Origin of the sequence: Yersinia sp. 2542 StPb PI (assembly GCF_048593855.1) — a bacterium.
Taxonomy (GTDB): Bacteria; Pseudomonadota; Gammaproteobacteria; order Enterobacterales; family Enterobacteriaceae; genus Yersinia; species Yersinia enterocolitica_E.
The window spans coordinates 21758-27860 of record NZ_JAZGQA010000042.1; the positions used below are offsets into that span (position 1 = coordinate 21758).

Genomic DNA, 6103 nt, shown 5'->3' on the forward strand with positions numbered 1-6103 from the left:
GGAGGAAAGGGTTTCCTGATGAATCGTTTGCTTTGTGAGCTAGCTCTCGTTATTAGTGCTTAAATTGTCTTCAACCTTCATCATTTCCGCCGTTTAAACATTACCAACATTAATGATTAATCAGAAAATTATTCAGCGTATCAAGGCTAGGTTGAGCCATGGGGATATTGATAAGTATTTTGATCATTACGTGATGAGGTATAGGATCGGGTTTAATGATTACACTGATTAGTAAGGCATTTATGAGTGAGCATTTTGTTGGTAAATATGAAGTTGAGTTAAAGTTCCATCTATCGAACATCAGCCAATTACATGAACAACTAGCATTACATCAAGCATTGCCATTTACCCTCAATAATCATGAAAAAGATATCTATCTGGAAGCCAACGGCGGTGATTTAGCGGCTAAACAGGTCAGTATGGTTTTACGTGAGATGAACCCGTCAGGTATTCGTTTATGGATAGTAAAAGGGCCGGGAACTGAACGCTGTGAGGCCAGCAATATTGAGGATATAACCAAGGTTCAAAGCATGCTGGCGACGTTAGGCTATCAGCCAGCATTTATGCTGGAAAAAATACGGAGTATCTACTTTATTGGAAAGTTTCATGTCACGGTTGATAGCTTGGCGGGTCTTGGCGACTTTGCCGAAATAGCCATCATGACTGATGATGCTACGGCCCTGGATAGCCTTAAAGTCGAATGCCAACAGTTAGCCGATAAATTAGGACTATTGCCACAACAACAAGAAACGCAATCTTACCGGCAGCTATTAGGTTTTTAGCCGATGGTGATGTCATGTCGGCCGTGTTGCATACCACGGCCAGACAGCGTTATTTCTTCATCAAAGACTTTAGGTTGGCGAATGGATTATGGGTAGCAACACCCTGATCATTCTGGGCATCATCCCCGGCAATCACAGTCGACCCATATTGGTCTGCTTCGGTGTATTTAGAGTGTTCATGATCATGGCAAAAAAGGCATAACATCTCCCAATTGCTGCCATCTTCTGGGTTATTGCTATGATCATGGTCAATATGGTGAACCGTCAGCTCTCGCAGATTGGAATAAACAAACTCTCGTGAACATTTACCGCAGACCCACGGAAAAATTTTCAGTGCTTTCTCCCGATAGCGACTTTCCAGCCGGGTGTAATTCTTCGGTATATATGCCATGTGAACCCTCAATTCTGCGAGAAATAATGGTTTTATTTTAGCGTGAATTCAGGCTGTAGACTATCAACTATTGGTTATAGGTATTGAGGTGACAGTCTATAATTACGATCGGTCACTATAGGATCATATTGAATCGATTATAAAAAATAAGATTCAAATAATAATCGCATTCGGCGTATTTTTGAGACTTTTGCTGATGATTTAAAGGGATAAGACGTTTTACACTATGCCATGCTTTACACTACCAGTATTAAAGTTATTAGCATGAGATTATCTGTGTTCCGCTAATAGGCTTATTTTACAGCAGGCAATACAGTATGTTTCGCCTGAAACCCTTTGCCGATACAGTTGAGGCGATATGAAAGAATCTGAGGTACTGGCCGAAGTCAGTAATGAAAACCAGACATTGGTTGCTGTGGTGCAACAGGATAATCGGGTTGTTTACTTCTATATTTATCCGCAGGAGGCATTTGAAGAGCGTTTTCCCGTGCGTGCTTGTTGGGTGAGAAATCTGGTTGCTGCGCCACAATCGGCTGATAATACCGCCCTTGAACAAGGGTTGGCCCCACGATTAGCCGCAGAGTTCTGCCGTAATGTGGCGGGTGAGGCGGAGCTGGATGCGCAATATATTACGATAGTCTGGTCTGAAAGTGACGACGGTGCGGCATTGTGGTATCAGGGACAACTGTTAGCAATTATTCCTGGCTGGAGCCTCTATATTGATCACTCAATTTGCTATTCCGCCAGTTGTATTAAAGATAATCCCCTGACATTACCTCTGGGGTCAGCTTCAACGAATACACAATATGCCAATGCGCAACATACTCGTCAATTTTGGCGGGCCTGGCAACAGGAAGAGGGAAATCCGTGGCCTGCATTACAAGCTGAATATATTCAATATTATGAACAGCACTTCGGTCCATCGGTAAAATATTATGCCATCGATCAGGGGACGTGGCCGCCAATGGCCATCTCTCAACATGAGAAAGAGGGAATATATTACTTTCTGACCGTGGGGGTCAGTATTCGTCCTCAGCCATGGGTTGAAATATTATTTAATGATGATGCAGCTAAATACCGGCGCTTGGAAATGGCGATTGCAATTGATAGCCAATATGTCAACGAAGACAACGCTATTCACATGGCCAGTGCGCTGGCAGGATTTGCCCACGTTCCCTGGAGTAAAATAACCTGGCTTGGCGAAGGGCATACACTGGAGTCGGCTGTCGCCCCTAAGGGTTATGAAGGCTATATTTTATCATCAGCGTTATATGCTGATGCAGACAATCTTACTCTACCTCTTCAACAAGGTGATCCGGTTAATATGTATTGGGTCAGCCCTGTTTTTACAAGCGAACGAGAGTTTGCGCATAGTGTGCCAAATGGTGGATATGATTTATTGAAAAAGCTACAACAGCAGGGAATTAATCATGTTTTCACCCCGCGACAGCCGGTTATTTGATTTGTATTTAACTTGGCTGGTCTGATTTGCAGATTTTGTTAATCGGGTCTTAACTTAATGATGTTAGCTGCTTTAAGACTGTCAGGTTAAGCCCGTTATGTTTACCTGAGACCTATGTTTAAGATTGAACGCAAAGCTGAAAGGCGGATCAACAACAGTGGGTAGTCAAATCAGTTATCAGCAAATATTAATTTTATGGAGGTGTTTATGGGCATACTATCTTGGATTATTTTTGGTCTTATCGCCGGTGTTTTGGCTAAATGGATTATGCCCGGAGAGGATGGCGGTGGCTTTATTATGACCGTAATCCTTGGCGTGGTCGGTGCCCTGGTGGGGGGCTATATTAGTGTCTTNTTTGGTATGGGCAAAGTTGATGGGTTTAATTTTGGTAGCTTTGTCGTGGCGGTTATTGGTTCACTGGTTGTACTGTTCGTCTACCGTAAATTAAGAAGTTAGATACTCATCAATATCCTGTAATTGAGTAAAGTATAAGAAAGGTGGCTATTTTTTGTCACCTTTCTCTCATAAAACTTTCATCAAGATGCAATAGAATTATCCGTTAATAGCTCATGACGACAGGCAATCTGAGAGACATGTTATGGGCCAGGCATTACGCAAATTCACTGTGGCTGACTATCCGGCTGCGGTGCAAGAACCGCGTAAGAAGGTACTTGCCGTTAAGGGATTAGTTAAAGCGTACCAATCACAACACCGCGTGCTGGATGATATTAATTTTGAACTCCATGCCGGTGAATTTGTTGCAATTATTGGCCGCTCCGGTGCCGGGAAATCAACATTATTACATGTTTTAAATGGCACGATCCCCAGCAGTGCGGGTGAAATTATTAATTACCATGACAATGGCGATACGCAAAATATTGCAGCACTAACAACCAAGCAGATGCGTAAATGGCGCGCAAAATGCGGCATGATTTTCCAAGATTTCTGTTTGGTCCCCCGCCTTGATGTTATTACTAATGTTTTGTTAGGCCGCCTGAGTTACACCTCCACGTTTAAATCATTTTTCAAAATATTTGCTGATGAAGATCGGGCTAGAGCAATTGAGTTATTACAATGGCTTAATATGTTACCCCATGCGTTGCAGCGTGCAGAGAATCTCTCTGGCGGCCAAATGCAACGGGTGGCCATTTGCCGCGCCATGATGCAAAACCCCAAAATATTATTGGCTGATGAACCTGTCGCTTCTTTAGATCCAAAAAACACAACCCGCATTATGAATACATTACAGAAAATAAGTGAAAACGATATTGCTGTGATTGTGAACTTACACTCTGTTGATTTGGTGAAAGACTATTGCACCCGAGTGATTGGGATTGCCCACGGGCGGATTGTCTTTGATGGGCATCCTTCACTGTTAAATGATTCTATTATTCAAGATATTTACAGCGACGAATCCACTGAGCTTTTGCATTAATCCCCACTTATCCCTTTATCAGAATAGGTTATTTTAATGAAAAAAGTACTTTGTCTTACCTCATTAGTGGCAAGTTTGATAGTATTTAATGCTACAGCAGCGGATGCACCAAAAGAAATTAATCTGGGTATTCTTGGTGGGCAGAATGCGACACAACAAATTGGCGATAATATGTGTGTCAAAGAGTTTTTAGATAAAGAGTTAAATGTAAAAACAAACTTGCATAATGCATCAGACTATTCTGGCGTAATACAAGGCCTATTAGGTGGGAAGATTGACTTGGTATTAAGTATGTCTCCTTCCTCTTTTGCCTCTGTTTATATTAAAGATCCTAAAGCCGTTGATATTGTAGGTATTGCTATCGATGATACTGACAAATCACGCGGTTATCACTCTGTGGTTGTGGTGAAAGCGGATAGCCCTTATCAGAAAATTGAAGATTTGAAAGGTAAAGCGTTCGGTTTTGCTGACCCAGATTCAACCTCCGGTTTTTTAATCCCTAATCAAAGTTTTAAACAGAAATTTGGTGGAACACCGGATAATAAATATAACGACTTCTTCTCTAGCGTGACATTCTCTGGTGGTCATGAACAAGATATTCTGGGTGTCATTAACGGACAATTCGCCGGTGCTGTCACCTGGGCTTCCATGATCGGTGACTATAACACCGGTTATACCAGTGGTGCATTTACGCGCATGATTCGTATGGATCACCCGGATTTAATGAAACAGATCCGTATCATCTGGCAGTCGCCACTGATCCCCAACGGCCCGATTCTTGTCCGCAGTGCATTACCGCCTGAATTTAAAGCGCAATTAGTCGCCGCGGTTAAAAAACTGGATAAAGAGGATCACGGTTGTTTCATTAAAGCGATGGGTGGCAAACAGCATATTGGTGAAACATCCCTCAGCGAGTATCAAACTATCATTGATATGAAGCGTGAATTAACCAAAGGTGATCGTTAATTCGGTCCGGCGGATAAAACGAAATAGCTCTGGCTTGCCGGAGCTATTGCTTTTAGGTGGTAGCTTATTTTGAATACTGATTTTAACCACTACTACCAGCAGATTCGCGGTAAACAAAAACGTGAAACGTTGATTTGGTCATTAACGCTGGCAATTATTTATCTGGGTGCTGGAAGTATTGCTGAGTTTAATTTACATACTGTTTTTATTTCCATACCACATTTTTTTGATTATCTAGCCGAAACGATACCGGTACTCCATTGGCACAATTTACTTGCCGATGGTCACACGGAGGGTTCTCTGGCTTATTGGGGTTATCGGTTACCCATACAGTTGCCACTGATTTGGGAAACACTGCAATTGGCGGTAGCATCCACTATTTTATCCGTGGTGGTTGCGGTTATCTTGGCCTTCCTGGCTGCGAATAATACTCAAAGCCCGCCTTGGTTACGGTTATCTATTCGAACTTTTGTGGCATTTTTACGCACCATGCCGGAATTGGCATGGGCAGTGATGTTTGTTATGGCTTTTGGTATCGGGGCAATTCCCGGTTTTCTGGCACTGGCATTACATACGATTGGCAGTCTGACTAAGTTGTTTTATGAATCGCTTGAAACGGCATCTGATAAACCAGTGCGTGGGCTGGCGGCCTGTGGTGCGGGTAAATTACAACGAATGCGTTTTGCGCTGTGGCCACAGGTAAAACCGATATTTCTCTCTTATAGCTTTATGCGTCTGGAGATTAATTTCCGCCAATCGACCATTCTAGGACTGGTTGGTGCTGGTGGGATTGGGCAGGAGCTGATGACGTCAATAAAATTGGACCGTTATGATCAGGTGAGCATGACATTGCTGCTGATTATTATTGTGGTATCGCTGTTGGATTATACCTCGGGTAAATTACGTCAGCACGTTGTGGAAGGAGCTTCATAATGTTGGCTCATCATTTAACACCGTCACAGATATTGACTTTAAAACAGCAACATCCGCAGTTTTTCTTACAGCAAAAACGGTATATCAGGTTAGTCACCGCCATTACTGTCGGTATTTTTTTATATAAGTCGGAT

General features: G+C 42.6%; 7 protein-coding genes and 1 pseudogene. 7 read left to right on the forward strand and 1 reads right to left on the reverse strand.

The genetic code is table 11. The features are described from left to right. The first annotated feature begins 242 nt into the window (after nt 1-242). Nucleotides 243-782 carry a class IV adenylate cyclase gene (locus V1952_RS07755; RefSeq protein ID WP_372559848.1) on the forward strand — a complete coding sequence of 180 codons (540 nt, stop codon included), beginning with the start codon at nt 243-245 and terminating at the stop codon, nt 780-782. 49 nt (nt 783-831) lie between these two features. Here the strand turns inward: V1952_RS07755 and yajD are convergent, their stop codons facing one another. After that, the gene (yajD, locus tag V1952_RS07760) at nt 832-1173 is read right to left on the reverse strand and encodes an HNH nuclease YajD (protein WP_420074574.1); all 342 of its coding nucleotides are present in this window, start codon (nt 1171-1173) and stop codon (nt 832-834) included. 358 nt (nt 1174-1531) lie between these two features. Between yajD and V1952_RS07765 the strand changes: the two genes are divergently transcribed. The 6 genes and pseudogenes from V1952_RS07765 to V1952_RS07790 all read left to right on the forward strand — a co-directional run. Continuing rightward, nucleotides 1532-2635, forward strand: a complete 1104-nt coding sequence (locus tag V1952_RS07765) for a suppressor of fused domain protein (protein ID WP_372558395.1) — start codon at nt 1532-1534, stop codon at nt 2633-2635. Nucleotides 2636-2842: 207 nt separating this feature from the next. Then, complete coding sequence (locus V1952_RS07770) at nt 2843-3091, forward strand: GlsB/YeaQ/YmgE family stress response membrane protein (RefSeq protein ID WP_420074575.1); 249 nt, start codon at nt 2843-2845, stop codon at nt 3089-3091. Nucleotides 3092-3233: 142 nt separating this feature from the next. Next, nucleotides 3234-4070: a phosphonate ABC transporter ATP-binding protein gene (gene phnC / locus V1952_RS07775; protein WP_083159494.1), complete on the forward strand. Its 837-nt coding sequence runs from the start codon at nt 3234-3236 to the stop codon at nt 4068-4070. A gap of 36 nt (nt 4071-4106) precedes the next feature. Then, a complete protein-coding gene (gene phnD / locus V1952_RS07780) occupies nt 4107-5036 on the forward strand; it encodes a phosphonate ABC transporter substrate-binding protein (RefSeq protein ID WP_420074576.1) in 930 nt (309 codons plus the stop codon). 69 nt (nt 5037-5105) lie between these two features. Further along, entirely contained in the window at nt 5106-5969 is an 864-nt protein-coding gene (gene phnE, locus V1952_RS07785; protein WP_372558398.1) for a phosphonate ABC transporter, permease protein PhnE, read from the forward strand. Further along, nucleotides 5969-6103: pseudogene (locus tag V1952_RS07790) on the forward strand (phosphonate ABC transporter, permease protein PhnE); the annotation flags it as partial. The gene phnE and the pseudogene V1952_RS07790, both read left to right, overlap by 1 nt.